The following is a 25,499-nucleotide window of genomic DNA, read 5'->3' as shown; positions in this document are numbered from 1 at the left end:
TTAGTAAGATTCAATAAAAAGAGTACTGCCCTGCTGCCATTCAGCATAAAGCACCTGTTTATAATCGGTAAATCCCTGTTTTTTCAACTGTGTCTTTAGCCAGTCTTCATCAAAGCCTGACTGAATCAAGTTTTTCAAAAGCAAACGTCCATCACTGACGAAGGCGATAGATAAAACAGGTTCAGAAGGAGGGAGCTGCAGGTCGCTTCTTGTTGGCTTAGCATAATCAGATTTTGGCAATACGCTTAGTGATCCATCTGTTTCTAAAATCGCATATTCAACTTCACGAATGGAAAATATGTCTTTTGAACGAAGCATATGAAGAAGCTGATCGATATCTAATCGATTTTTGCTAAGTTCTTTGTACGAAATTTTCCCTTTTCGAATAATAATAGATGGCCGTCCTTCTAAAAACAAGCGCAGGCGAATATTTTTTTGAGTAACAACTTCGGTGACATAAATAAGCGCTCCCCAAAAGATAACAGCAAATAAAATTTTGCCTATTCCTACTTCTGAGTCATATAACGCATTTCCTACTAACTCTCCTAATACAAGAGCAGAGATAAAATCAAAAGTGGTAAGCTGAGTGATCGTCGCTCTGCCTAAAAATTTAGTTAAAATAAACAAGCAGATAAATCCGATAAAGAGTTCTAGTGCAATTCCGATAAGTTCATCCATATTTTCACCTAATTCACATGATTAGGTATTAGTATAAGCAAAGCGAAGGTTCTTATCCTTTAAAAAAGCAAAAACACCAGGTTCAATTCCTAGTGTTTTTTACTTAGTTTCTTTACCATCTCTACATGTGGAATTCCAGCATCCATAAACTCACCCGAAACCGTTACGTAGCCTAGCTTTTTATAAAATCCTTCCGCATGCGTTTGAGCATGCAGCTTAATCTTTTCAATCTCATGCTCTGCTGCGAGCTCTTCTAACTTATCCATCAAAAGCTTTCCTACACCGTCTTTTCGATAAGAAGAAAGAACGCAGATTCGTTCGGCTTTTCCATAGTCCTCTACCATACGGAAGCGTCCTGCACCAATTGGTGCAGTTCCTTTGTATACAACTAAATGCAGGGCTTCAGAATCGTATTCATCGATTTCTTGCTCTACATCAACCTGCTGTTCTTCTACAAATACTTTTTGACGTACGAAGTAAGCATCAGAATGATCTTGTTTGTTCGTTAGTACCTTGATGTTCACGTATCTTATCCCTTTCCAAGACGAAATGTTTCAAACACAGTCCATGTTTCATTTTCAAGCTGGTACATTAAATGAAAGCGATCCACTGTTTCTTCATGAGCGACATCCACAAGTTTCAACTGGCTATACACATCTAAGTGCTCATCATCTGAAAGGCGTTGACCAATTGTAATATGTGGAATAAATGAATATTCAGTTGGCTGTTCAAGATTGCCTTCATGAAGTTTATTGTAAAGTGACGTCAGTTCTGGCTTTTGTTCCACTTTTAAGTAAATAACGTTATTGGCTGGTGAAAATGAGCTTACTTTCGTTACATTTAATGTAAATGGATTTGTTTCTTCGGCAATTTTACGCAAGTTAGCCGCAATTTCATCAATTTGGTCTTCTGTAGCTTCAAAGACTTCTTTTAATGTAAGATGAGGCGGAATTAATGAATAGTGAGAATCATAGCGCTTTCGATAAGAATTCGCTACATCTTGCAATTTTTTAGATGGAAAAAGTACAACGCCAAATTTCATAAAAAATCCCTCCAAAGTAAGATCATAAAATATGTATAAAGCGAGCTTATTATAACAAATTTTCAAAAAATATGATATCTTTCTACTTCAACATATATTGAAGCGACCGCTTTACGTCTTTTTGCCAGTATTTCCACGTATGATTTCCATTAAATTCTTCGTAGAAAATAGAATATCCACGCTGCTTCATTTGTTCGTGCAACAGGCGGTTAGGCTCAATAAAATTCAATATACCATCTTGTGTTGTTTTGACAGCCGTTTCTTCAGTTCCAATAACATGATACAAATCCAGAAGTGAAGGAGAAGCAAATGAGTTGACCGTTTGTAATACAGCATCGTTCACGAAAGGAGAATGCATAATTACTTTCCCGAACGTGTGAGGATACGCAATGGCCGTCAGCAGTGAAACTGTAGCAGCAAGCGAATCACCAATTAGAACACGTGATTTTCCCATTTGATATGTAGGATATGTTTTATCCAAAAATGGCACAAGTTCATGTGCTAAAAAGCGAATGTAAGCATCTACTTGATTTCCTTCTGGATGATACTTATCACGTCTGTCTTCCACGCTTTTATATGGAATTCCAACAAAAATAGTACGATCGATTTCCGACTCGTTCATTAAATCATCAATTAAACGAGGTGTCCGTCCGTACATAACATAATCTTTTCCGTCTTGGGCAATAAGTAAGGAATACTTATAGAGCGTAGAATAGTTTGACGGCAAATAGACTAGTAACGTGACATCTTCTTGCAGTGCGTCACTATAAAAAGAAATTTCTTCTAACTTCCGCTTACTTTCTGACATGAATAATCGACTCCTATGCATTTGAATGAAAGCGTTACCTTTATTGTAACACATTTTCTAATAACCGTTCTTTATTTTATTGTAACGAATTTTTTAGCAAATGACGAGAAAGAGGCATGCGTCATTAAAAAAGCGCTTCAGAATCGACTGAAGCGCTTTTGGTTAATCTAATTTTTTCATTTTTTTAAACATAGCTTTTTCCGCTTGGCTGGCTTTTTCTAGCGGCTTCTTCGTATATTCTTCTTCTTTTTCATCAATCGAAACCAATTCTGTGTCATTTTTTACATAACTTCGGATATTGCGAGCACCGAAATAGCCGTTTACATCTTCTAAAATAGGCTTGTTTTCTTTTTGATCATAAAGAGTATATGAATTCTCTTCCTTAACGATAGCGTAGTGATTCCCTGCTAGAAGAGCTATGGCTTCTTTTTCGCTTTTTCCAAAAGTAGACATGAGAAACAGAACGATTAAGACGATAAAGAAAAGGGCTGTTGCGCCAATGAAAAATAATAATAAGCCTCTGCTAAATTTACTTTGTTTTTCTTCCACAGTAGACAAACCTCCTGATTAGATAATTTCATTATAGCAAGTAAATGTAATGAGCGCCTAAAGAGATATGTGACGAGTTTATGAACTCAGGCAGATGAACAAAAAAGGTTTTTAGCGCCTCTCATCGAATTTAGTATAAAGAGAGACAACAACTTGAAAAGGAGAGAGAGACATGACAGCGAAAAAAATCCCAACGAGCAAAGAAGTAGCAAAGGCAACATTTGATTTGCTAGAAGAGCGTGGCGTAACAGTTTTGGATATTGCTGAAATTGTGTATGATTTACAGCTTCCTTATCATCCAGCTCTAACCATTCAGGAATGCGCTGAAAGCGTAGAAAGAGTACTGCAAAAGAGAGAAATTCAGCATGCGCTTCTAGTTGGAATCGAACTTGATAAGTTAGCTGAGCAAAATAAATTATCAGAACCTCTTCAAAGTATTGTAGAACAAGACGAAGGGTTGTTTGGTGTTGACGAAACGATTGCTCTAGGTGCCGTTTTAACCTATGGCAGTATCGCTGTGACGACCTTTGGCTATTTAGATAAAGTAAAAGTAGGCATTATTGAAAAGCTGGACTGTAAAAAAGAAAAAGGAGTTAATACCTTTTTAGATGATTTAGTAGCGAGCGTAGCTTCTAGTGCGGCAAGTCGTTTAGCTCACCGTCAGCGTGATGAACAAGAACAGCTGCAAGAAGGCAATCCGGCTACGTAATAAACTTCTTTTAGTATGTATATAAGCTGCGTAAATTAACGCGTCGAAATGATTTAGTCTTTTATTTGAATAACGGAGACTAGGCACGTATCACCTACGTGTCTAGTCTCCGTTAATAGAACGATTTATGGCTGTAGTGAAGTAGTCATAAGGTAGCTTAAGTTTTTCAGCCCCAGACTTTCATAAAAAGCACGTGCTTTCTCGTTAAATGCCCATACGGTAAGCTGGAGGTCATTTGCTCCTTTTTGTACAGCCCACTGTTTTGTAGCAGAAAAAAGACCTTTTCCGACGCCATAATTTTGAAAGCCTTTCTTAACGCCAAAATATTGGATGTACGCTGTGTAGGAAAGAGGAGCTAATGTGGTGGGAGGGTTATATTTTAATTCAACAACAGACGCCCCAATAATTTGATTTCGATATTGAGCTACAAGAATATCAATGGTTGCATAATAAAGAGTAGCTTGATATTGTTCCGGAGATAAAACAGCCATTTGATTATCAAACATAGAAGGAAGCGCATTTGCGTGGAGTTCTAGTGATTCCCCTAATATTTTATTTACTTCTGTATAATCATCTAGTTTTGCAGTGCGATAGATAATATCCATACACACTTCACCTACTTTTTAAAAGTTGTGCTTTATCATATGTAGTAACTTAGAAAATGTTAAATGAGAATTAAAACCTGAAAATTTTAAGCGAAGAACTGCACTAAACAGAGCATATATTCTACGCTCTGTTTGGTGTTATAGTTGAAGAATATATAAGGGCGAAACATTAAATTCTAGTTTCAGCAATGGCATCGCGTACTTTTTCAAGCGAGTGTTTAGAGGCATCTTTATTCGCAATCATTACATTAACGTACAAAGCATCAATGAGGCTTAGCTGTCCAATTCTCGAGGCAAGAGCTTCAGATCGATATTCTGTTTCTTCTGAACTCGTATAAAGAGAAACATCGACATTTTGGCTTAATGGAGATTTTGGAAAACCCGTAATACCGATCGTTTTGGCACCGTTCGCTTTTGCTGTATTTAAAATGTTCATCGTGTCTTTATTTGTTCCAGAATGAGAAATCACTACCGCTACATCCTGTTTTGTTAATTGAGAAGCGGACATAAGCTGGAAGTGGGAATCAATAAATGCAAACGTTTTAATTCCTGTTCGAACAAATTTATGAAAAGCATCCATAGCCACTACGGAAGAACCGCCCGTGCCATAAAACTGAACTTTATCCGCCTTCATAAGAAGTTTAACGGCTTTTTCAATAGCGTTGCTTTCTAGTATTTGTAATGTATTTTCAAGCGTTCGCACATTGGAGCGAAAGATTTTTTCAGCAATCGTTTTTTCATTATCCGTTTCAGCAATTTCCTCGTGAATCTGCTGAATAGGCGTCATAATTTCAGCAGCCAGCGCTATTTTCATCGCTTGATAGCCCTTGAAGCCAATTCGTTTACAAAAGCGAAAGACTGTTGCATCAGCTACATTTAAATCGTCTGCCACTTCGTTAATGGTACTGTGAATAATTTGTTCCGGCTGTTCTAAAATATAATTTGCTATTTTTTTCTCTTTTTCACTGAATCTAGCATAGTGAGAACGAATTTTTCCTAAGCAATTTTGCGTCATAACTGATGTTCCTTTCCACGAATTTAGTAGTAAAAAGAGTATAGCACAAAAATATGAGTGAAAAAAATTTTCTTGTAAACGATTGCAAAATGAAAAATAATTCGTATAATGGAGGTAATGTGAAATTTTTTTTCAAAGGGAGTTTGTAAAATGAAAATTGGATTAATCGGTTTAGGAAAAATGGGATATAATTTATCATTAAATTTAATGGACAACCATCATGAAGTAGTAGCTTATGATGTAAATAAAGAAGCGGTAGAAAAACTTTCAAATGAAGGAGCAACTGGCGCCTTTACTGTTGAAGAGTTAGTCAATGAACTTCCTCTTTCACCTAAAGTTGTATGGATTATGGTTCCGGCTGGAGAAGTAACGGAAAATGTTATTACAGAACTAAAAGAACTTCTGTCAGAAGGAGATATTATAATAGATGGAGGAAACTCTAATTATAAAGAATCTGTTCGACGTGCTCAGGATCTTCAGGAAAAAGGTATTTACTTCTTTGATGTAGGGACAAGCGGCGGAATGGAAGGCGCAAGAAATGGAGCGTGTACAATGATCGGGGGAGATGCGGAAGTATTCCGTACAATTGAACCAATTTTTAATGATATTTGCGTAGAAAATGGATTTATGTACGCAGGTAAAAGCGGAAGCGGTCACTTTTTAAAAATGGTTCACAATGGTGTAGAATATGGAATGATGCAATCCATTGCTGAAGGATTTGAAGTTCTGGAAAAAAGTCAATTTGATTTCGACTATGAAGCCGTAGCACGCGTTTGGAATAACGGATCTGTTGTTCGTTCTTGGTTGATGGAACTAACGGAAAATGCGTTTTCAAAAGATCCTAAACTAGACAGTATTAAAGGAGTCATGCAGTCTTCTGGCGAAGGGAAATGGACCGTAGAGACTGCTCTTGATCTTCAAACGGCAACTCCTGTTATTGCTTTATCGCTAATGATGCGCTATCGTTCATTAGAGGAAGATACATTTACAGGAAAAGTTGTAGCAGCACTTCGAAATGAATTCGGCGGCCACGGTGTTGTAAATAAGTAAAGTAGTAAAGTAGGGGGACAGCAGCATGAGCAAAAAATATGCAATAGGTGTAGATATCGGAACAACGAGTACAAAGTCTGTATTGTTTTCAGTAGACGGTACAGTCATTGCAAATCATGGGATTGAGTATCCATTATACTCGCCGACGCCCGCGATGGCTGAGCAAGATCCTGAAGAAATTTTCCAAGCAGTTGTACGTACAATTCAAACGGTTGTAAAAACGAGCGATGTAAAACCTGAGGATATTTTATGTGTTTCATTCAGCTCAGCTATGCACAGTGTTATTGCCGTTGATCAGCAGGGAAAACCGCTGACAAAATGTATCACGTGGGCGGATAATAGAAGTGCAGAATGGACGGAAAAAATTAAAAATGAATACAATGGTCATGAGATTTATTTGCGTACGGGTACGCCTATTCATCCGATGTCGCCGCTTTCCAAGCTAACATGGCTTTCTAATGAACAGCCTGAATTAGTGAAGGGAACGCATAAGTTTATTTCGATTAAAGAATATGTATTCTTTAAGTTGTTTAACGAATATGTTATCGACTATTCGATTGCATCAGCAACGGGTTTGTTTAATCTGAAAAATCTTGCGTGGGATGAAGAAGCACTTAAAGTAGCAGGTGTTACAACCGATCAGTTATCTACTCCTGTTTCAACAATGCATCAGTTAAAAGGGTTAAACCCAGAGCTTGCAGTTGACATGCATTTACTTCCGGATACGCCCTTTATTGTAGGTGCAAGTGACGGTGTATTATCAAATTTAGGCGTAAATGCAATTGAACCAGGCGTTGTTGCTGTGACAATCGGGACAAGCGGAGCTATTCGAGCAGTGACTGACAAGCCAGTAGTCGATCCTAAAGGTCGTATTTTCTGTTATGCGTTGACAGAAGACCACTGGGTAATTGGCGGCCCAGTAAATAACGGAGGTATGATTTTCAGATGGGCTCGCGATCAGTTTGGAGCGTCTGAAGTAGAAACAGCTAAACGCCTTGGAAAAGATCCGTATGAAGTATTAACGGATATTGCGGCTTTAGTGAAACCGGGAGCGGACGGCTTATTGTTTCATCCATACCTTTCAGGAGAGCGTGCGCCGCTTTGGGATGCAAATGCTAAAGGTTCATTCTTTGGCCTAGGTTTGCATCATAAAAAAGAACATATGATTCGTGCTGTATTAGAAGGCGTTATTTTTAACTTGTATACAGTATTATTGGCACTTGAAGAGTTAATTGGAGAGCCTACAAAAATTCAGGCAACAGGCGGATTTGCACGTTCCGCACTTTGGCGTCAAATGATGGCAGATATTTTTAACCAAGAAGTATCCGTGCCGGAAAGTTTTGAAAGTTCATGTCTAGGAGCAGTTATCCTTGGCTTATATAGCCTTGGCGAAGTTGACTCATTAAACGTTGTTTCTGATATGGTTGGAGCGACTAATCATCATTATCCAATCAAAGAAAACAGTGAAGTATATAAAGAGTTAACGGCTATCTATATTCGTTTGGCTCGCTTATTTAAAGAAGAATACGAAAGCATTACGGCTTTTCAAAAAAAATATGTACATTAAGTTCAAAAATCATCGCTTGAAGTTTTCAAGCGATGATTTTTTGTGTGTTAGGTTATCTAACAACAAAAAGAGTTGACACTACACAATATATAAAAGTTCCCTCAAATAATGTTACAATTTGTCCAGTGTATCCCCGTTTCGCATTAAATATAATAAGGGATAACGTTAGTATTTATCACATACTAGAAGGAATCGTCACAAACGCCTTTATATTTCAGAAAATTCAAACAAAATTTGTTTTTTGGAATGAACTTATTTTATGAAAAGGGGTTTTATGGATGAAAACACAAATTGAGCAAGATGGAATTGTGACGCTCACAGATGAGACGCACAACCAGCTGAGCGGCAGTGACCTTTGGAATGAGGATTTACGTCCGACTACGATGAAAGAGCATTCTTGGAAAGGAGTTAACTTTGCCACGCTTTGGATTGGGATGTGTCTGTGTATTCCAGCTTACACAATGGCGAGCGGAATGATGACGCTTGGAATGAACTGGTGGCAAGCAATTGGTACAATCTTTTTAGGAAATGTTATTGTTCTTATTCCTATTTTGCTTAATTCTCACGCTGGAACCAAGTTTGGCATTCCTTATCCAGTATTTGCCCGCCTGTGGTTTGGAGATAAAGGAGCACATATCCCAGCACTGGCTAGGGCCATTGTGGCTGCTGGGTGGTTTGGAATTAATACATGGATTGGAACGGAAGCAATTGATACGCTCCTAAGCGCTTCGTTTTCGTCTTGGAACGGTTTAGCTGGTCATACAGCCATTGTATTTGCTCTTTTTTGGCTTTTAAATGTAGGAGTAGCATATAAAGGACCGCAAGCGATTAAAGTATTAGGAGCGATTGCTGCTCCCGTTATTGGTATTTCAGCTATTATTCTTTTTATATGGGCTTATACAAACTCGGGAGGGTGGGGCCCCATTTTATCTACGCCTTCTAAATTTACATCAACCAGAGAATTTCTAGCCGTATTTTTCCCAGCTTTAACGGGAGTTATTGCATTTTGGGCGACGCTCGCTTTGAACATTCCGGATTTCTGTCGATATGCTAGAAGTCAGAAATCTCAAATGGTTGCGCAAACCTTCTCTTTACCGTTGACAATGAGTATTTTTTCATTTATTGGGATTGCTGTTACCTCAGCAACAATCGTTATATTTGGAGAAGCTATTTGGGATCCAGTGGCCTTAGTAGCTAAATTCCCTCCGTTTATCATTTTCTTAGGAACAATCGTTATCGTGCTTTCTTCTTTAACGATTAATGTGGGAGCAAATATCGTCGCGCCAGCTCGTGCAATTGAGAATCTGAATCCAAAGAAAATCACGTTTGCGATGGGGGCGCTAGTGACCGGTATTTTTGCTATTTTACTTCAGCCATGGTACATCATGTCTAATTTCGGGAACTATATTTTCGGCTGGCTTGGAACATACGGAGCGCTGCTTGGCCCTATAGACGGCATCGCCATTGCTGACTACTGGCTTGTAAGAAGGAGACAGATGGCATTAAAGGATTTATATGAGGTAAACGGTCGCTACAGTTATTCAACAGGTTTTAATAAAAACGGTATTTATGCATTAGTAATTGGCGTGGCCATACCCGTTTTAGGCTTACTGATTCCTGGACTGCGCTTTTTATGGGATAATGCCTGGACATTTGGTCTATTCATTTCTATCATCGTTTACACGTATCTCATGAAAGGAGATAAAAGCGTATTAGCGCCGGGGGAATATGAAGAAATAACGTTAAAAACAAGCGAAAAACCGATTATCGACAGTCAAACGGCTGATCCAACCATCACCAAATAAATAAGATGAATCCAATCATTAACATGATTGGATTTTTTTATGAGTTAAAATTGTATGGAAGAAAATTGATAAAATTTTTTTGAGTTTTTTTGTTGATTTAAGAATTTTTTTTTCATATAATTTAAGTAATAAAAAAATGAAATCGTTTTCTAAAATAGTTGATGTAAACGATTTCGATAATTTGAACTTATTTTTTAAAAAATTCACAGGGTGTAGAGCTTTTTTGCTACATAGAGAAAGCGTTTACTTAAAGGGAAGGTGGAAAGCAAGATGGATGCATACTTATTAGCTATTACAGTTGCCGCAATTGTTATTGTTATTGTAGGTGTTTCAGTTTTTAAATGGCATGCGTTTATTAGTTTAACGGTTGCGAGTTTGTTTTTGGCAATTGCTTCTGGGTTATCAATGGATAAAATTGTTGGCGCTTACGAAACGGGAGTGGGCGGTGTTTTAGGCCACTTAGTAGGAATTTTAGCGTTGGGAACAATTTTAGGTAAGCTGATGGCCGATTCAGGTGCCGGCATGCAGGTAGCGGATTATTTCGTAAGAATATTCGGTGTGAAAAGACTGCCATGGGCGATGCTAGTAGCAGGTTTCATTATTGGTATTCCTGTTTTCTTCGAAGTAGGAATTTTAATTCTACTGCCTTTAGTTATTTCCATTCATAAAACGACAAAACAAAATATATTATTGATTGCTCTGCCGGTTATTGCAGGATTATCAATTGTTCACGGTCTCGTTCCTCCTCATCCAGGAGCGATGGCAGCTATTAGTATTTACGGAGCAAATACGGGGAAAGTGCTTTTATACGCATTAATCATTTCAATTCCAGCTGCAGTTATCGCTGGACCAGTTTTTGCAAAATGGATTCACAAACGAGTGATTCCAGAAGGAGAACCTGATCTAATTCGTATTACGACAACATCAAAAGATCTTCCTGGTACAGGCGTTTCATTCTTTGTCATTTTACTGCCCGTTCTATTAATGGTCTTAGCAGCTATAGCACCTGTTATTAACGGATTGCCAAGCGGCGTAGTGAAGTTTGTAGAATTAATAGGAAGTCCATTAATTGCACTTTTAATTGCTTGTTTTGCAGCGTTTTACCTGCTTGGAAAACGTCAAGGTATGACAAAAGATGTGATTAAAAAACTAACGGAAGAATGTTTGCTTCCTGTAGGATCTATTGTCTTAATTATTGGTGCAGGGGGTGGCTTCAAACAAGTATTAATTGATAGCGGAGTAGGTACAACGATTGGTCAAATGTCTGAACATCTATCTCTATCACCACTTGTGCTTGCATTTTTAATTGCTGGATTAATCCGTATTGCTACAGGTTCAGCAACAGTTGCATTAACAACAGCGGCTGGTATTGTCTCACCAATCATTGAGCACATGTCCGGTGTTAACTTAGAACTGCTTGTTATCGTTACGGGTGCGGGTTCACTAATGTTCTCTCACGTTAATGATGCTGGCTTCTGGATGGTGAAGGAGTATTTAGGATTAACAGTGAAAGAAACGTTCAAAACATGGACCGTTCTGGAAACGCTTCTATCCTTTATTGCTTTTGCAGGAGCACTTATTCTAAATGCATTAATTTAAAAATAAGACTCTTTTACTCTATGTAAAAGAGTCTTATTTTTTATGAAAGAAAAGAATTTACAAGAAAAATAATCAAAATATTTTATTTATTCGTTAAATTATGGCAAAATAGAAATAGAAGAATAATAGCTTCTAAGAAGGGAATGACAGAGAGTGAGTAATCAACTAGTATTTTTCACAAACTTTTCAGAAGGAAAATTAGATTCAGACGTTTCTTGGTATTGTCCACCAGCTCAATTTCAAATTGACACAGAAACGAATCGATTAGTGATTAAAACAGACGCTAAAACGGATTTTTGGCAGCGTACTCATTATGGCTTTGAAGCGGACAATGGACACTTTCTTTACCGTGAAGTAGAAGGCGACTTTGAAATCATGACAAAGGTGCATACATATCCAGTTAATCGCTACGATCAAGCAGGTCTCATGATTCGTGTATCAAAAGATACGTGGATCAAAACGTCAGTTGAATACAATCCCGATGGTCCTAACCAATTAGGAGCAGTCGTAACCAACCAGGGTTTCTCAGATTGGTCCAGTCAAAATTTTACTCAAAACAAATCAGCGCTTTATTTTAAAATTCAGCGCAAAAACGATGATTACACCGTTTGTTATTCAAGTGATGGAGATTCTTGGACTCAGCTCCGACTCGCTCACTTATTGAACTCAGCCAAAGAACCTGTTCAAGTTGGTATTTATGCCTGTAGTCCTCAAGGAGCAGGGTATGAAGCCCAATTTGATTTTATAAAAGTAGAAAAAATGTAAATAAAAACCACGATTTAGCCACAGCTAAATCGTGGTTTTTATTTAGAAAGCGCATTATCTAAAGGCTGTGTGGCAGAAGCGGATGTCGGTTGATTGTGTAAAGCAATTTTTTGCTTGAAGTAGCTGATGACAAAACCTGTAATCGCAATGGATATAACAGAGAAAATTCCTTTTGAAAGTCCAATTGAATACATGCTCGACAGCACGACAAGGAAATCAAATGAAAAATTCACTTTTCCAGGATCCCAGCCGAATTTTCGCTGTGCGAATAACGCTAGAATATTAGCACCGCCGAGAGAAGCTCCGTTCATAAATAAAATGGATAAGCCAAGGCCGGCAATTAGTCCGCCCGTAACAGCACCCATCAGGCTGGGAAGTGTAAAAGAAGGAAGCAAGTGATCGAGTGAAGTGAGAAGCGATAGCAAAGACACTGATCCTATAGTTGTGGCGGTAAATTCCCATCCCATTTGAAAGAAGGAAAAGAGATAAAAAGGAATATTAATGAGAAAAAAGATCACCGCAAACGATAAGGAAAGGGCATATGACAAGCTAAGAGACAGACCAGCTGTTCCCCCCGTCACTACGTGAGAGTGCCGCAAGATAAGAACACCAATACTTGCAATCGTACATCCAAGAATAATCCATAAAACTTTTTTCATAAATAAACCCCTTTGTTTGTTTTTTCGGAATTTTCATTTTCAATCATCTACTTTAATGATAGGATATTAAATAAAGAAAACACATGTATAAATGAAGGAAATAATACTTGTTCTGTTATCAACTTGAATAAAGATTTTATTTATTATATTCATTTTGAAAGGAAAGGTTTGTATGGATCAAATCGATGCACAACTATTGTCTATTTTGCAAAGGGACGGACGTATGACGATTAGTGATTTATCAAAAAAGCTGGCTCTTAGCCGTCCAAGCGTATCAGAAAGACTTCAGCGTCTTCAGGAACGAGGAGTGATCCAGCGTTTTAGCGCTACGGTGTCTCCGAAAGCTTTAGGAAGAGATACACAGCTGTTTATTCAAGTAAGCGAATTAAAAAGAAAACCGGAGGAATTTGAAGACTTTATTGAGCAAAATGAAGACGTGCTTGAATGTCATCGCGTAACTGGACCGGTTTCTTACTTTATCAAAGCAGCCGTGTCTGGAATGGATGGACTTAGAATGCTAGTGGATGAACTGATTCCTTATGGAAATGTGAATACCTCAATTATTTTAAAGTCGCCTGTAGAAAACAGGATGATTACTCCTGTACAAAAACCGGCCCCATAAGAGGCCGGTTTTTCGTGTAAGGAGATATTAATAAAATCCTTTAATAATATAAAAATGATTTTGTAAAATATCAGGTATTTCTTCTTCTGAAACGTTCCTTTTCGTCTTTTTTTCTCCATCTGTTACAGTTAGCGTTTCACCAGAGAGGGTAATGCGCCCTATAGGGGTTGCGATCGTAACAAGACGTTTGTGTACAAACGGAGAATCGGCTGACGTTTGATTGAACTCACACATGGGAGTAAAGTCAGTCAGTTTCTTAGGAAGCGTAGACACACGGTACAGCGTTTTCCATACATCATCTTCCCATCGCTGCAAATCATACATATGCTCAGCAACGTTTGTCATACGATAAGAGCCGCTTACATCTCTTACTACTTCGCCATTTAGAGGCATTGGTTTGCGCACAGAATCTCCGAATCCAACGTCTACGATGTAAGATTGATTTTCAACCATCACAAGGTTTGTAGCGTGACTTCCTTCAATGGTCCACGTGCCGTCGGGTTTTTTGACGGTAGCTGAAACGTAAGAGACTTCATATCCGCTTTCTTTTAACAGCCAGCCAAATAGACCGTTTAATTCGTAGCAAAATCCTCCACGCAAATTTACAATTACTTTTTGAAAAATTCGTTCTAAATCAATTATGATAGGGGTTTGAGACAGAACATCTAAGTTCTCAAAAGGAACATGAAGCATGTGTTTGTTCTGTAAAGCAGCTAAGCTTTCATACGTTGGGCTATCCGGTTTCTTAGCTAAAAACCGACTAAAATAATAATTAATATTCATCAAATGCACCTCTTAGTAAATCATTTCTCTCTGTCTTTAGCAGAACGTTCATGGAACAGCGCTTTTTCGAGTGTCTCTTTGGAAGCGAATCCTTGAAATACACGGCTGCCAATTTTTAAAGTTGGTACTTTCGTTACATGAGCATCTTCATACGCATGAACTAAGCTATCTTTATGAACTTGTTCGAACGTCCGGTCTTTTAAGATACGTGTAAATATTTCTTGATCTAAATGCAAGGAATCAGCGATTTCTGCTAAGACTTCAATCTGGCTAATATCTTTTTCCTCTTCCCAATAAGCTTTAAAAACAGCATCTACATAGGCAATTTCTTGACCATGTTTTTTAGCAAAATGAAAGCCTTCATGTGCTAAATGAGTGCGCGGGACTGGAGGCATGTCCGGCATATTTATTTCTACGTGCAGCTGTTGTGCTAAGGGAGCTATCGATTGATTCCAAGGTCTCTCTAAAAAATCTTCTATTTGCTCCATCTGCTGGGCTGGCTCAGGACAAAGTTCAAAAGGCTTCCATTCAATCTCAGCTTTTTGTTCTTTAATGACTTCTCTTAAAGGCTTAGTGGCTAGAAAACATAGTGGACAGACAAAATCAAAATAAAATTCAATATGCGCTTTCATCCCGTCACGCTCCTTTATGGCATGTTTTTATTTTATCAAAAGTAAAGACGATCCTTCCAACTTGGGAACTGTGGAAAAATAGTTGACAAAATTGGATAACTCTTTCTATAATAAAGTCAATACATATCACGAGCGATTAGTTCAGTGGGAGAATACATCCTTGACAGGGATGGGGTCGGGGGTTCGAATCCCTCATCGCTCATACCAAAGCCGTTTTCTTATTAATAAGAGAGCGGCTTTTCTCTTTTGTTTGACAAATCAATGCTATATTAAATCTTGAGCGCGTATAGAAGAATTAAAGTATAATGAAACATAGTGCATCAGGTCATGATAAAGATAATCACTAATTTAAAATAAATGAGGGTACAAAATGAATCAAAGAAGTTTTAGTCAATATGGTCTTAGTGACAAGGTAGCTAAGGCGCTTTCTAGCCTGCAATACAATCATCCCACGGAAGTACAAAGCAAGGTGCTTCCCATCGCGCTAGAAGAAAGAGATGTGGTCGTGAAGTCTCAAACAGGAAGTGGAAAAACGGCTTCCTTTGGTATTCCACTGTGTGAATTAGTTAATTGGGAAGAAAATAAGCCCCAGGCCTTAGTGTTAACACCGACACGAGAGCTGGCTGCACAGGTAAAAGAAGATATTACTAATATCGGCCGTTTTAAGCGAATTAAAGCAGCAGCTGTCTACGGAAAATCACCATTTGCCAAGCAAAAAGTAGAGTTAAAGCAAAAAACACATATTGTTGTAGGTACGCCTGGACGAGTGCTTGATCATATAGAAAAAGAAACGCTTGCATTAGAGAAAATTCGTTATTTGGTTATTGATGAAGCAGATGAAATGCTAAATATGGGTTTTATTGACCAAGTAGAAGCAATTATTCAACATCTTCCTAGTGAGCGTGTAACGATGCTTTTCTCCGCTACGCTTCCTGAAGATATTGAAGAGCTTTCTCGCAAGTATATGAAAAAGCCGGTTGATGTTGAAATCAAAGCAAATGGATTAACGACAAGTACGATTGACCATTCTGTTATATCAGTAGAAAACGAACGTAAATTTGAACTGCTGAAAGACGTAACCACAGTAGAAAACCCTGACAGCTGCATCATTTTTTGCCGCACGCAAGAGCAGGTAAATACGCTGTTAGATGATTTAGATGATTTTGGGTATCCTTGTGATAAAATTCACGGGGCAATGGTGCAAGAAGACCGTTTTGAGGTTATGAATGATTTCAAAAAAGGTAAATTCCGCTATTTAGTGGCGACAGATGTAGCTGCGAGAGGAATTGATATTGATAATATCACACACGTTATTAACTACGATCTTCCGTTAGAAAAAGAAAGCTACGTTCACCGTACAGGAAGAACGGGACGTGCCGGTAAAAAAGGGAAGGCTATCACATTTGTAACGCCTTATGAAAAGAGAATGCTATCGGAAATTGAGGAATATATCGGCTTTTCAATTCCAACATCTACTCCTCCTTCTAAAGAAGAAGTACAGCAGGCAGCATCCGCTTTTACTGAAAAAATTAATGAGCGTCCAGAAGTTAAAAAAGATAAAAGCGAGTCATTAAATAAAGACATTATGAAGCTGTATTTTAACGGAGGAAAGAAAAAGAAAATTCGAGCGGTCGATTTTGTAGGAACAATTGCGAAATTAGACGGAGTAACCGCGGACGATATTGGAATTATTACGATTCAAGAAAACGTCTCTTATGTGGAGATTCTGAATGGAAAAGGTACCAAAGTGTTACAAGCAATGAAGAACAAGACAATTAAAGGAAAGAAATTAAAAGTTCATAAAGCGATTAAATAGCAGAGGGAAGTCCATCTTTTTAAAGATGGGCTTTATTTATACAGCCAATAAAGGAGCTGAGAGTATGAAGTACATAAAAGAAGCGTGTGTAGAAGGGTATGAGCAGGCAAAAAAAGCAGAGAAGCTAGGAGCAGACCGCATTGAATTATGTGACAATCTCAGTCAAGGAGGCACTACGCCAAGTTACGGCACCATTCAATATGCAAGCGAACATCTTGATACAGATATCAACGTGATTATTCGCCCAAGAAGCGGTGATTTTATATATTCCGAAGCAGAATTTCAAATTATGAAAAAAGACGTTAAAGCATGTAAAGACCTTGGAGTAAACGGAGTAGTATTTGGCATTTTAACAGAAGAAGCTGAAATCGATTACGGACGCACTAAAGAGTTAATAGCAGAAGCTCATCCTTTAAGCGTTACGTTTCATATGGCATTTGATGAGATTAAAGATAAATACAAAGCCATTGATATACTTAGTGAATTGGGAGCAGACCGTATTTTGACCAAAGGAGGGAAAGGATCTGCTTTGCAAAATCTGCATATGATCCGAGAATTGATCACATATGCTAATGAACGTATTATTATTTTGCCCGGCGGAGGAATTCATGAAGGCAACGCAGAGCGGGTTATGAAAGAAACAAAAGCAGCTGAATTACACGGAACAAAAATTGTAGGAGATTTATCTCCTTAAATAAAAAGAGGCTGGGACAAAAGCATTTTAGTCCAAGTGAAAAACGAACCATTAATCAATATGTTTGATTCGTGGTTCGTTTTTTTTGATGGTGAATATAGTTTCATCTGTTTCGTTCCTTCTAGCAGGTGATTGGAGGGCAAGGCGAAGACTCCTGCGGGCTCAGCGGCCGCCCGCGGAAAGCGAAGCCTTGCACGGAAATCAATTGCGGTGTAATAAGCAGTCCAGCTCATCTATCTCATTTGTTCATCTTTAGGTTGGATTCATTTAGTTATGTATCAACCTCTTTTATTTTGATGTATTTTCTTTTGCTGCTAAGCCGCTCGTCACTTTTGTACGCTGAAAGAAAAAAGAACCTACGACGAGTACAGCAATTAAAAGAGTTAAGAAGAACTGAGAACGTAATGAATCAATAAATGCCATGGCAATAAAAATACTAGTGATGGCAAGGATTGTAGCGTAAGTTAAGTAAGGAAATAACCACATTTTAATTTTTAATGCTTCAGGATTTTCTTTTTCATATTTTTTTCTCATTTTAATCTGTGAAAATGCAATAACAAGATATACAAGAAGCGCTACGCCGCCTGATGCATTCACTAAAAACAAAAAGATTTTGTCCGGTGAAATATAGTTAAAGATAACGCTAATGTACGAGATAACTGTACATGCTAATATCGCACTAACTGGCACGCCTTTTTTATTTAATTTTGAAAAACTTTTTGGCGCATCGCCGTTTTGAGACATGGAAAACAGCATGCGAGAACTTGTATACAGACCAGAATTCAGACAGGAAAGAACGGCTGTTAAAATAATAAAGTTCATAATTTGAGCTGCGGCCGGTACATTTACTAATTCAAGAATAGATACAAATGGGCTTTTCATTAGGCTTGACGAATTCCACGGAAGAACCGTTACTAAAATAAAAATAGAGCCTAAATAGAAAAACAAAATGCGATAAATAACGGTATTGGTGGCGATGGTAATGGCTTTTTCAGGCTGAGACGATTCACCTGCTGCGGTTGCGACAATTTCTGTTCCCATAAAGGAGAACATGACAAGGGCAATTCCTAAAAATACAGAGCTAATTCCATTCGGTAAAAAGCCGCCTTTGTGCAAAAGGTTGGAAGTGCCGGGAGAATCAATTCCTGGAATGAATCCACAAATAATAGCTATACCTAAAAGTAAAAAAAGAACGATACTGACGACTTTAATGAGGGAAAACCAATATTCAAATTCTCCGAAAGATTTAACAGAGTACAGATTGGTCATCGTTAATAAAAAAGTAAGAGCCAGGCTTACTCCCCAAGACGGCAAAGACGGGAACCAGTATTGAATAATATTTGCACCTGCAATAGCTTCAACAGCAATAACGATAACCCAGAAAAACCAGTAGAGCCAGCCAATCGTGTAGCCTGCCCAAGGGCCTAATGCCTCTTTTGCATAAGTGGAAAAAGAACCGCTGGAAGGATTTGCAGTAGACATTTCTCCAAGCATTCGCATGACTAAAATAACGAGCAAACCAGCAAACGCGTACGAAAAAATAGATCCCGGTCCAGCGGTGTTAATGAGTGATCCGCTTCCGATAAACAATCCAGCCCCGATAATTCCTCCAAGAGAAATCATGGTGATATGCCGGATCTTTAACTCTTTTTTTAACTGTGGCTGTGGATGGCTGTTCATTTGTAACCTCCTATATAACCTGAAATTTTAGTTAATATAGAGAATTATAGTATGTTGTAAGACGTATGGACAGAATGTTGTTAGAGGTTCTTTCATACAAAAAACGGATATGAATTGTTGCATTCATATCCGGCTTACTCTGACACAGACATTCATTATGCGTATAAAGTACCTGATTAGCGTCTTTTCCTTTTTTATAATAAGCAATGTAGATGAATTTCTTATGAATGGTAGCTGAAAATAAGCTGAATGATTGTTTCAAATAAGTTAATCAAAAGAGGTATACATCCTATTAAAGGATAATGTGGAATGATATTCAAACTCTCTGCAAAGCGTTAAATGCGGGTTTCCCTTTCTGAAAACGGGTATATATAGTAGTAAGAAGTTTATTCTTTTGCTAAGTATAAAAGAAAGATGTGCTATAGAAACAGGAGGTTATAAATAATGAAACATGTTGAAGTAGTAGAAAGCGGAGCGGATATTAACGAAGCAATTAATCAATTTGCAGACAAAGGTTTTGAGAAAAATGAAGTATACGTGTTTACTTATGACAAGGAAGATTCTAAAAATTTAACAGAAGTAACGGACACAAATATTATTCGACTGTCTGAAGAAGGTCCTTTACATTCAGCAGCGAGTTTATTTTTAACAAGAGAAGATGAGCTTCGAACAAAAATGGCTTCACTAGGCTTATCAAAAGACGAAACAAAGAAATATGAAGAAGAGTTAAAGAAAGGCAGTGCGATTGTAGTGGCTGCTACAGGGGAGAGAAAAGACATTTAATTTTAATAGAGGCTAGGGCAAAAGTAGTTTAGTTAAAGGAAGATCCGAACGCGTTTGATTCTTGATGGAGAACCAAACGCGTTCGGATTTTTTGTGGGGACAGTGTAACGAGTGATCTATACGAGCTTCTTTATCTCATTTGTTCGTCTTTAGATTCGATTGATTTCGTTATGTCTCACACTTTTTTGTTTTTTTTACTATATGATTGATAAAACTAATGGTATTAGTTAAAATAAAAACTAATACCATTAGTTTTTATTTTGATAATAGGGGATGAGGAAATGAGAATAGTTCGTGAGAAAATGTTGTATCAACTGACGTTTTTGCCTCGTTTTTTTCCAGTGAATTGTTATTTAGTTGAAGAGAAAGATAGCCTTACATTAATTGATGCAGCTCTTCCGTACAGCGCGTCAGGTATTTTGAAAGCTGCAGATCGAATTGGAAAACCGATTACGCGAATTGTTTTTACACATACTCATGAAGATCACATCGGGGCGATTGATACTTTGAAGAAAAGTTTACCGAATGCTTCTGTTTATATGTCGCAAAGAGATTATCGATTATTTTCAGGAGATTTAACACTCGATTGTGAAGAACCTCAAAACCCAATCCGTGGAGGAGTACCAAAGCTAGGAAAGATCTCAACTGAAGTTGATCATTTCATTGAAGAAGAGTCTTACATAGGCTCACTTGCTCCTATTTTTACACCTGGACATACACCTGGGTCTATGTCTTTTTTAGACCAGAGAACGAACGCATTAATTGCGGGAGATTCTTTCCAAGTGCGAGGAGGAGTTGCGGTATCAGGTCAGTTAAAGCCGCTGTTTCCGTTTCCCGCTTTTGGAACGTGGAGTAAGGAGCTGTCACTTAAAAGTGCAGAAAAGCTATATCAACTAAACCCGTCACTTCTTGCTGTTGGACACGGAAGACTCCTTTCTCGGCCGCTGAAATTGATGGGAAAAGCAATACAACAAGCAAAAGTGAAAATGGAAAAAAGGGGATGAAGGGATGTCGCCACGACAGGGACTAGATTTTAAAAAGGTTATTCAAACGGGTGGAAATTTGGCCAATCGTGAAGGGTTTTATGCTGTTACAATTGCTTCATTAGCCAAAGAATTAGATGTTCGTCCACCGTCTTTATATAATCATATAAAAGGATTAGAAGAGCTGCGCAAAGAACTGGCTTTAAGTGGACTGCAGCAGCTATATCATCTTTTAAAAAGTGCTGTTGAGCATGCTTCTGCAGAAGACGCTGTTTACCAGCTGAGCAAAGCGTACGTTTCATTTGTAAGAAAGTCTCCGGGAATATACGAAGCAACAGCAACGGTAGCACCAAGGATACAAGATGAAGAAGTACAAAAAGCATCTGATAACATTGTGCTTTTAGTGCTGGATGTGTTGAAACCGTATCATCTTCCAGAAGATGAAGCCCTTCATGCTGTTAGAAGTCTTCGCAGCATTTTACATGGATTTGCTTCTTTGGAGCAAAAAGGGGGATTTGGAATGCCTTTAAGCACTGATGAGACCCTGGACTTTTTAATTCGTACGTTTGTATTGGGGCTACATCGGTATGAAGAGACCACATAAATTCTATTAATGCCACTAAGCCTAATGCTTTAGTTAAAATTGAAAAAAAAGAGAAAGAATGATAGATTACAAATAAAGACATTTATTCCTATTGTTTTAGGGTTGTTACTGATGAAGCAGGCAAAACCTAAGCTGCAAGGACAGAAAAGGTAGTTTCTGTTTGTTGCTGTTTAGGTATTTTTTGTTTTTGTTTAAAATAACCGGCCCTTTTAATTTGTTTTATAAGGGGGGAAATCTTCTGAGAATGGAGAGAAGCAAACATGCTTAATTCAAGAATGATCGTCATATTAAGAGAACTAATGTCCGTACAGTCTACATTATCAACCGTTACGAGCGAATATTTGGCAACAGTAAATCAAGTATCTTCTCGAACTATTCGAACGGATATAAAACAGCTAGATGACATTTTGTCTCAGCACGGGGCTAAAATTAAATCAGCTCGAGGGACAGGATATGAACTTAGCGTTTTAGATGAAAAACAGTTTCATCAGCTATTAAAAGAACTTTCAGCTAATCAATTATTTGATACAGCGTCTATTCCAACCGTTCCTGATGACCGCGTGCATTATTTGATCAAAAGATTGCTGCTAGCAGACGGATATTTGAAGCTCGAAGATTTAGCAGACGAGTTGTATATTAGCAAGTCAACGGTTCAAAACGATTTAAGAGATGTTAAAAAACAGCTGTGTAAGTATGATATCCTTTTAGAAAAACGTCCTAACTATGGCTTGAAAGCTAAAGGGGACGAAATGAAAATGAGATTTTGTATGTCTGAGTACATATTCAACCGAAAAGATAAAGAAGTAGATATGGTACACAATGAAATATCTATCCTGCCCCAAGAATCAATCTTAACGATTAAAGCCCACATTTTAAATCAAATAAAACGATACAATATTATGGTTTCAGACATTGGATTAAACAATTTAATCATTCATTTAGCTATAGCTTGTAAGCGAATACAAGAAGAAAATTTTATCTCTTTGTATTCAGAAGACCTGCTTGAGATTATGGAGCACAAAGAATATGAAGTAGCAGCTGAAATTGTACGAGAAATTGAAAAGGCATTCAAGGTTCGTTTTCCGAAGTCAGAAACAGCGTATATCGCCATTCATTTGTTAGGGACAAAAATGCTCAATAATGGCAATCATGAAGAAAAAGAAGTGAAGCAGTTTATTGATACAAATATTTATGAATTAACAGCGGCTATATTAGAAGCAATTGAAAAGGAGCTTCATTTAGAAATTAGTGAAGATTCAGAGCTGATCCTTGGTATGAGCTTGCATTTGAAACCGGCTATCAACCGCTATAAATATGGAATGAATCTACGAAACCCAATGCTTGAAGGGATTAAGAGCCATTACCCTCTGGCTTTTGAAGCTGGAATTATAGCTGGAAAGGTACTAAAAAACCGCCTTGAAATCGACATGCATGAAACAGAAATTGGCTATTTAGCTTTACATATTGGAGGTGCCATTGAACGTCGGAAAATTATCAATCAGCCTAAGCGCTGTTTGATTGTATGCGCATCGGGAGTAGGGAGTGCCAAGCTATTATCATATAAGCTGCAGGCTACGTTTGGATTAAATCTGACTATTTTAGGAACAACGCAGTATTATAAGCTTCACCAAATGTCGCTGCACTCTTTAGATTTTATTGTTAGTACCATTCCAATTCCAGATCATCTTCCTGTTCCTGTAGTACAAGTAAGTACTATTCTAGGAAACAGTGATTTTAAAAAAATTGATTGTTTAATGAAGAACAAACCGCAGCCTTCATTAGAATACACAAAAAAAGAATTGGTATATTTACAGCAAGAATTTCAAACAAGAGAAGAAGTGCTTCATTTTTTAGGAGAGAAATTAACTCATCTAGGACTAGCTTCTTCTCAATTTATAGAATCTGTTTTTGAAAGAGAAGCTGCATCACCAACAAGTTTTGGCAATCTCGTTGCGATTCCTCATCCTATGGTTCCTCAAACGGATACGACGTTTTGGGCCATTTGTACGTTAAAAAAACCGATTATGTGGGAAGGAAACCTCGTACAATTTATTTGCCTTTTAAGTGTAAAAGCGAATAATCAAGGCGATTTGCAGAAGATGTACAGTTTGTTAGTTCAAGTTGTAGATGATAAGCAGGTCGTGCAGCGCTTAGTAAGGTGCAAGGGTTATGAGGAATTTATAGAGGTGTTTATGAAAAATATTAGATAAAAAAAGAAGTCTAAGAGAGGGGCTTCTTTTTTATCTGAATGTTCAAACATATTTTTTCCGTTAGCAGCGGAAAAAGGTTGTGTATAAATGTAAGCGCTTTTATTTTAAGATAAAACTATCAACAAAACAGATAGCAAAATAAAAAACGGGGGAATGACAAATGAATATTCTATTATGTTGTGCAGCTGGAATGTCTACAAGTTTACTAGTAACAAAAATGGAAAAAAGCGCTCAGGAGCAAAGCACGGAGTATAAAATTTGGGCGGTTCCTGGTGACTCTGTTCGCAACCATATTGATCAAGCGGATGTACTTTTATTAGGACCTCAAGTGCGTTACCTATTGCCGCAGCTTAAGAAGCTAGGTGAAGAAAAAGGAGTACCAGTTGACGTTATAAATCCTGTTCACTACGGAACGTGTAATGGAGAACAAGTGTTAAAATTTGCAGTTCAACTAGTTTCAAAATAGGAGTGTGGACTACATGAGCAAATTTAATAGTATGCTTGAAAGCAAAGTAATGCCTATCGCTGGAAAAATGGCGGGTCAACGCCATTTACAAGCACTTCGAGACGGTATTGTTCTGACAATGCCGCTCATTATTATCGGTTCAGTATTTTTAATACTGTCGAATTTACCGATACCAGGTTATAACGACTTTATGGCAGGGATTTTCGGAAAAGAATGGGCAACGAAAATGGCCTATCCAGTTGGAGCTACATTCGATATTATGGCGCTGCTTGCTTGTTTCGGAATAGCCTACCGGTTAGCTGAAAAATACGGAGTAGATGCTTTGTCCGCAGGGGCTATTTCACTTGCTGCTTTTTTACTTGCTACTCCGTATAAAGTGTCCTTTCTCCCAAGTGGAGCCAAAGAAGCTATTTTAGTAGACGGCGGAATTCCAACCGCTTTAATGGGAAGTAAAGGACTCTTTGTAGCAATGATTGTCGCGATTCTCTCTACGGAAATTTACAGATGGTTTATTCAAAAAGACATTATCATCAAGATGCCTGATGGAGTTCCTCCCGCTGTTGGAAAATCGTTTGCTGCTCTTATTCCTGGCTTTACGGTAATAGCATTTATTTGGATTTTACGTTTGTTAGTAGAACAAACGCATTTTGGAAGTCTGCATAATATCGTTGGAGAATTGCTTGGAAAGCCTTTAGGTGTGTTAGGCGGCAGTTTAGGCGGTACGCTAGTTGCCGAACTTGTTATTATGCTCATGTGGTCATGTGGACTTCATGGAGCGAATATTGTCGGTGGAATTATGGCTCCCATTTGGTATGGAGCTATGGATGAAAACCGAATTGCATTTGCTAATCATGAAGCATTACCAAATATTTTTACACAGCAGTTCTTTGATATTTGGATTAATATCGGAGGCAGCGGAGCCACGTTAGCTCTAGTTGTAGCTATGATTTTAAAAGCACGCAGTCAACAAATGAAACAGCTTGGTAAGTTAGGAATAGGACCAGCTCTTTTTAATATCAATGAGCCGATCATCTTTGGACTTCCGATGGTGATGAATCCAATGATGCTTATTCCGTTTATTATTACCCCTCTTGTGACGGTAGTAGCAACCTATATTGCGATGTCGACAGGACTGGTAGCAAAACCAGCAGGTATTGCGGTTCCTTGGACTATGCCTCCGATTATTTCTGGCTATTTGGCAACAGGAGGGAAATTATCGGGTGCAGTTATGCAAGCTATTAATATCGGAATCTCTGTTTGCATTTATTATCCTTTCTTTAGAATGTGGGATAAACAAAAATTCACTGAAGAAAATGGTATACAGCCTGCAGCTGAAGGGGTACCAAGTGATACAAAGAAAGATATTGTGTGAGGA

General features: G+C 37.9%; 26 protein-coding genes and 1 tRNA gene. 16 read left to right on the top strand and 11 right to left on the bottom strand.

Annotation, left to right across the window (positions count from 1 at the left end; genetic code table 11):
• The 5 genes from AC4NPH_RS11300 to AC4NPH_RS11280 form a co-directional block, all read right to left on the bottom strand.
• Entirely contained in the window at window positions 1–678 is a 678-nt protein-coding gene (locus tag AC4NPH_RS11300) for a DUF421 domain-containing protein (protein WP_029324783.1), read from the bottom strand.
• An 89-nt stretch (window positions 679–767) separates the two neighbouring features.
• Complete coding sequence (locus AC4NPH_RS11295; protein ID WP_013055454.1) at window positions 768–1,202, bottom strand: GNAT family N-acetyltransferase; 435 nt, start codon at window positions 1,200–1,202, stop codon at window positions 768–770.
• A 5-nt stretch (window positions 1,203–1,207) separates the two neighbouring features.
• Window positions 1,208–1,720 carry a YjcG family protein gene (locus AC4NPH_RS11290; protein ID WP_013055455.1) on the bottom strand — a complete coding sequence of 171 codons (513 nt, stop codon included), beginning with the start codon at window positions 1,718–1,720 and terminating at the stop codon, window positions 1,208–1,210.
• Between the two features lie 82 nt (window positions 1,721–1,802).
• Window positions 1,803–2,528, bottom strand: a complete 726-nt coding sequence (locus tag AC4NPH_RS11285) for an alpha/beta hydrolase (protein ID WP_097813388.1) — start codon at window positions 2,526–2,528, stop codon at window positions 1,803–1,805.
• A 162-nt stretch (window positions 2,529–2,690) separates the two neighbouring features.
• On the bottom strand, window positions 2,691–3,077 hold the full coding sequence (locus tag AC4NPH_RS11280) for a hypothetical protein (protein ID WP_013055457.1): 387 nt from the start codon (window positions 3,075–3,077) through the stop codon (window positions 2,691–2,693).
• A gap of 172 nt (window positions 3,078–3,249) precedes the next feature.
• Here AC4NPH_RS11280 and AC4NPH_RS11275 point away from each other — a divergent pair, with 172 nt between their 5' ends.
• Window positions 3,250–3,786, top strand: a complete 537-nt coding sequence (locus tag AC4NPH_RS11275; RefSeq protein WP_013055458.1) for a phosphatidylglycerophosphatase A family protein — start codon at window positions 3,250–3,252, stop codon at window positions 3,784–3,786.
• A gap of 125 nt (window positions 3,787–3,911) precedes the next feature.
• On the opposite strand, the gene AC4NPH_RS11270 is transcribed toward AC4NPH_RS11275, so the two are convergent.
• Both AC4NPH_RS11270 and AC4NPH_RS11265 read right to left on the bottom strand, forming a co-directional pair.
• A complete protein-coding gene (locus AC4NPH_RS11270) occupies window positions 3,912–4,391 on the bottom strand; it encodes a GNAT family N-acetyltransferase (protein WP_013055459.1) in 480 nt (159 codons plus the stop codon).
• A 169-nt stretch (window positions 4,392–4,560) separates the two neighbouring features.
• Window positions 4,561–5,406: a MurR/RpiR family transcriptional regulator gene (locus tag AC4NPH_RS11265; protein ID WP_013055460.1), complete on the bottom strand. Its 846-nt coding sequence runs from the start codon at window positions 5,404–5,406 to the stop codon at window positions 4,561–4,563.
• 150 nt (window positions 5,407–5,556) lie between these two features.
• On the opposite strand from AC4NPH_RS11265, the gene gnd reads away from it, so the two are divergent.
• The 5 genes from gnd to AC4NPH_RS11240 all read left to right on the top strand — a co-directional run bounded on the left by gnd (window position 5,557) and on the right by AC4NPH_RS11240 (window position 12,192).
• The gene (gene gnd, locus AC4NPH_RS11260; RefSeq protein ID WP_013055461.1) at window positions 5,557–6,456 is read left to right on the top strand and encodes a phosphogluconate dehydrogenase (NAD(+)-dependent, decarboxylating); all 900 of its coding nucleotides are present in this window, start codon (window positions 5,557–5,559) and stop codon (window positions 6,454–6,456) included.
• 25 nt (window positions 6,457–6,481) lie between these two features.
• A complete protein-coding gene (gene gntK / locus AC4NPH_RS11255) occupies window positions 6,482–8,023 on the top strand; it encodes a gluconokinase (RefSeq protein ID WP_013055462.1) in 1,542 nt (513 codons plus the stop codon).
• Between the two features lie 278 nt (window positions 8,024–8,301).
• Entirely contained in the window at window positions 8,302–9,828 is a 1,527-nt protein-coding gene (locus AC4NPH_RS11250) for an NCS1 family nucleobase:cation symporter-1 (protein WP_097813387.1), read from the top strand.
• A 270-nt stretch (window positions 9,829–10,098) separates the two neighbouring features.
• Window positions 10,099–11,427 (top strand): GntT/GntP/DsdX family permease, encoded by a 1,329-nt coding sequence (locus tag AC4NPH_RS11245; protein WP_029324788.1) that lies wholly within the window; start codon window positions 10,099–10,101, stop codon window positions 11,425–11,427.
• 153 nt (window positions 11,428–11,580) lie between these two features.
• Complete coding sequence (locus tag AC4NPH_RS11240; RefSeq protein ID WP_013055465.1) at window positions 11,581–12,192, top strand: DUF1349 domain-containing protein; 612 nt, start codon at window positions 11,581–11,583, stop codon at window positions 12,190–12,192.
• A 38-nt stretch (window positions 12,193–12,230) separates the two neighbouring features.
• Here the strand turns inward: AC4NPH_RS11240 and AC4NPH_RS11235 are convergent, their stop codons facing one another.
• Window positions 12,231–12,851: a YitT family protein gene (locus tag AC4NPH_RS11235; RefSeq protein ID WP_491938717.1), complete on the bottom strand. Its 621-nt coding sequence runs from the start codon at window positions 12,849–12,851 to the stop codon at window positions 12,231–12,233.
• Window positions 12,852–13,023: 172 nt separating this feature from the next.
• On the opposite strand from AC4NPH_RS11235, the gene AC4NPH_RS11230 reads away from it, so the two are divergent.
• A complete protein-coding gene (locus AC4NPH_RS11230; protein ID WP_013055467.1) occupies window positions 13,024–13,473 on the top strand; it encodes an Lrp/AsnC family transcriptional regulator in 450 nt (149 codons plus the stop codon).
• A gap of 27 nt (window positions 13,474–13,500) precedes the next feature.
• Here the strand turns inward: AC4NPH_RS11230 and AC4NPH_RS11225 are convergent, their stop codons facing one another.
• Window positions 13,501–14,256 carry an arylamine N-acetyltransferase family protein gene (locus AC4NPH_RS11225; RefSeq protein ID WP_013055468.1) on the bottom strand — a complete coding sequence of 252 codons (756 nt, stop codon included), beginning with the start codon at window positions 14,254–14,256 and terminating at the stop codon, window positions 13,501–13,503.
• A gap of 20 nt (window positions 14,257–14,276) precedes the next feature.
• Window positions 14,277–14,888, bottom strand: a complete 612-nt coding sequence (locus AC4NPH_RS11220; protein WP_013055469.1) for a DsbA family oxidoreductase — start codon at window positions 14,886–14,888, stop codon at window positions 14,277–14,279.
• A gap of 130 nt (window positions 14,889–15,018) precedes the next feature.
• Here AC4NPH_RS11220 and AC4NPH_RS11215 point away from each other — a divergent pair.
• The 3 genes from AC4NPH_RS11215 (at window position 15,019) to AC4NPH_RS11205 (ending at window position 17,398) form a co-directional block, all read left to right on the top strand.
• Window positions 15,019–15,090, top strand: a tRNA-Val gene (locus AC4NPH_RS11215).
• A gap of 168 nt (window positions 15,091–15,258) precedes the next feature.
• Window positions 15,259–16,704 carry a DEAD/DEAH box helicase gene (locus AC4NPH_RS11210; protein WP_057274323.1) on the top strand — a complete coding sequence of 482 codons (1,446 nt, stop codon included), beginning with the start codon at window positions 15,259–15,261 and terminating at the stop codon, window positions 16,702–16,704.
• A gap of 64 nt (window positions 16,705–16,768) precedes the next feature.
• On the top strand, window positions 16,769–17,398 hold the full coding sequence (locus AC4NPH_RS11205) for a copper homeostasis protein CutC (RefSeq protein WP_013055471.1): 630 nt from the start codon (window positions 16,769–16,771) through the stop codon (window positions 17,396–17,398).
• Window positions 17,399–17,686: 288 nt separating this feature from the next.
• Here AC4NPH_RS11205 and AC4NPH_RS11200 read toward each other — a convergent pair whose 3' ends face one another.
• Entirely contained in the window at window positions 17,687–19,078 is a 1,392-nt protein-coding gene (locus tag AC4NPH_RS11200; RefSeq protein ID WP_063670565.1) for an amino acid permease, read from the bottom strand.
• 444 nt (window positions 19,079–19,522) lie between these two features.
• Between AC4NPH_RS11200 and AC4NPH_RS11195 the strand changes: the two genes are divergently transcribed.
• The 6 genes from AC4NPH_RS11195 to celB all read left to right on the top strand — a co-directional run bounded on the left by AC4NPH_RS11195 (window position 19,523) and on the right by celB (window position 25,496).
• Window positions 19,523–19,861: a YflT domain-containing protein gene (locus AC4NPH_RS11195; RefSeq protein ID WP_013055473.1), complete on the top strand. Its 339-nt coding sequence runs from the start codon at window positions 19,523–19,525 to the stop codon at window positions 19,859–19,861.
• A 281-nt stretch (window positions 19,862–20,142) separates the two neighbouring features.
• A complete protein-coding gene (locus tag AC4NPH_RS11190) occupies window positions 20,143–20,865 on the top strand; it encodes an MBL fold metallo-hydrolase (protein WP_013055474.1) in 723 nt (240 codons plus the stop codon).
• A 4-nt stretch (window positions 20,866–20,869) separates the two neighbouring features.
• Window positions 20,870–21,448: a TetR/AcrR family transcriptional regulator gene (locus AC4NPH_RS11185; RefSeq protein ID WP_013055475.1), complete on the top strand. Its 579-nt coding sequence runs from the start codon at window positions 20,870–20,872 to the stop codon at window positions 21,446–21,448.
• 260 nt (window positions 21,449–21,708) lie between these two features.
• Complete coding sequence (locus AC4NPH_RS11180) at window positions 21,709–23,658, top strand: BglG family transcription antiterminator (protein ID WP_097813386.1); 1,950 nt, start codon at window positions 21,709–21,711, stop codon at window positions 23,656–23,658.
• 160 nt (window positions 23,659–23,818) lie between these two features.
• Window positions 23,819–24,124: a PTS sugar transporter subunit IIB gene (locus tag AC4NPH_RS11175; RefSeq protein ID WP_013055477.1), complete on the top strand. Its 306-nt coding sequence runs from the start codon at window positions 23,819–23,821 to the stop codon at window positions 24,122–24,124.
• Window positions 24,125–24,137: 13 nt separating this feature from the next.
• Window positions 24,138–25,496: a PTS cellobiose transporter subunit IIC gene (gene celB / locus AC4NPH_RS11170; protein ID WP_013055478.1), complete on the top strand. Its 1,359-nt coding sequence runs from the start codon at window positions 24,138–24,140 to the stop codon at window positions 25,494–25,496.
• Window positions 25,497–25,499 lie beyond the last annotated feature (3 nt).

This window comes from Priestia sp. MDV22-iso46, from assembly GCF_058629175.1.
Note: the sequence above shows the minus strand (reverse complement) of the source record. Positions and strands in the feature narration are given on the sequence as shown.

Coding starts and splice junctions, on each gene's coding strand:
- AC4NPH_RS11190 (WP_013055474.1), top strand. CDS start 20,143: ATGAGAATAGTTCGTGAGAAAATGTTGTATCAACTGACGTTTTTGCCT.
- AC4NPH_RS11230 (WP_013055467.1), top strand. CDS start 13,024: ATGGATCAAATCGATGCACAACTATTGTCTATTTTGCAAAGGGACGGA.
- AC4NPH_RS11265 (WP_013055460.1), bottom strand. CDS start 5,406: ATGACGCAAAATTGCTTAGGAAAAATTCGTTCTCACTATGCTAGATTC.
- AC4NPH_RS11185 (WP_013055475.1), top strand. CDS start 20,870: ATGTCGCCACGACAGGGACTAGATTTTAAAAAGGTTATTCAAACGGGT.
- AC4NPH_RS11220 (WP_013055469.1), bottom strand. CDS start 14,888: ATGAAAGCGCATATTGAATTTTATTTTGATTTTGTCTGTCCACTATGT.
- AC4NPH_RS11175 (WP_013055477.1), top strand. CDS start 23,819: ATGAATATTCTATTATGTTGTGCAGCTGGAATGTCTACAAGTTTACTA.
- AC4NPH_RS11205 (WP_013055471.1), top strand. CDS start 16,769: ATGAAGTACATAAAAGAAGCGTGTGTAGAAGGGTATGAGCAGGCAAAA.
- AC4NPH_RS11210 (WP_057274323.1), top strand. CDS start 15,259: ATGAATCAAAGAAGTTTTAGTCAATATGGTCTTAGTGACAAGGTAGCT.
- AC4NPH_RS11180 (WP_097813386.1), top strand. CDS start 21,709: ATGCTTAATTCAAGAATGATCGTCATATTAAGAGAACTAATGTCCGTA.
- AC4NPH_RS11235 (WP_491938717.1), bottom strand. CDS start 12,851: ATGAAAAAAGTTTTATGGATTATTCTTGGATGTACGATTGCAAGTATT.
- AC4NPH_RS11225 (WP_013055468.1), bottom strand. CDS start 14,256: ATGAATATTAATTATTATTTTAGTCGGTTTTTAGCTAAGAAACCGGAT.
- AC4NPH_RS11290 (WP_013055455.1), bottom strand. CDS start 1,720: ATGAAATTTGGCGTTGTACTTTTTCCATCTAAAAAATTGCAAGATGTA.
- celB (WP_013055478.1), top strand. CDS start 24,138: ATGAGCAAATTTAATAGTATGCTTGAAAGCAAAGTAATGCCTATCGCT.
- AC4NPH_RS11250 (WP_097813387.1), top strand. CDS start 8,302: ATGAAAACACAAATTGAGCAAGATGGAATTGTGACGCTCACAGATGAG.
- AC4NPH_RS11200 (WP_063670565.1), bottom strand. CDS start 19,078: ATGAACAGCCATCCACAGCCACAGTTAAAAAAAGAGTTAAAGATCCGG.
- AC4NPH_RS11195 (WP_013055473.1), top strand. CDS start 19,523: ATGAAACATGTTGAAGTAGTAGAAAGCGGAGCGGATATTAACGAAGCA.
- AC4NPH_RS11275 (WP_013055458.1), top strand. CDS start 3,250: ATGACAGCGAAAAAAATCCCAACGAGCAAAGAAGTAGCAAAGGCAACA.
- AC4NPH_RS11245 (WP_029324788.1), top strand. CDS start 10,099: ATGGATGCATACTTATTAGCTATTACAGTTGCCGCAATTGTTATTGTT.
- gnd (WP_013055461.1), top strand. CDS start 5,557: ATGAAAATTGGATTAATCGGTTTAGGAAAAATGGGATATAATTTATCA.
- AC4NPH_RS11300 (WP_029324783.1), bottom strand. CDS start 678: ATGGATGAACTTATCGGAATTGCACTAGAACTCTTTATCGGATTTATC.
- AC4NPH_RS11270 (WP_013055459.1), bottom strand. CDS start 4,391: ATGGATATTATCTATCGCACTGCAAAACTAGATGATTATACAGAAGTA.
- gntK (WP_013055462.1), top strand. CDS start 6,482: ATGAGCAAAAAATATGCAATAGGTGTAGATATCGGAACAACGAGTACA.
- AC4NPH_RS11285 (WP_097813388.1), bottom strand. CDS start 2,528: ATGTCAGAAAGTAAGCGGAAGTTAGAAGAAATTTCTTTTTATAGTGAC.